We start from the raw sequence: 206 nt of genomic DNA on the forward strand, positions 1-206 counted from the left end.
AAAGTTTCAAAACGGCCAATCGCTTCTTTGTATGCACAGATGATCGGATTGCTATTTACAAACTCACAGTCAATTTGGCACGGGTCTAAGACATTACTATGCTCATTGCCGATTTGGGTAACGTGCCCACGGATTTGTACGCCCCAACGTTCTTGCAAGTAGTTCTTGGCGATAGCACCAGCTGCTACACGCATAGCCGTCTCACG

General features: G+C 47.1%; 1 protein-coding gene. It reads right to left on the bottom strand.

Annotated features, from left to right (window positions below; genetic code table 11):
- Positions 1-206 (bottom strand): chorismate synthase (locus V6252_RS13820; protein ID WP_341610803.1); only part of this gene is annotated, 206 nt, incomplete at both ends.

Source organism: Psychrobacter proteolyticus (genome assembly GCF_038155145.1).
In the GTDB taxonomy this organism is placed as follows: Bacteria; Pseudomonadota; Gammaproteobacteria; order Pseudomonadales; family Moraxellaceae; genus Psychrobacter; species Psychrobacter proteolyticus_B.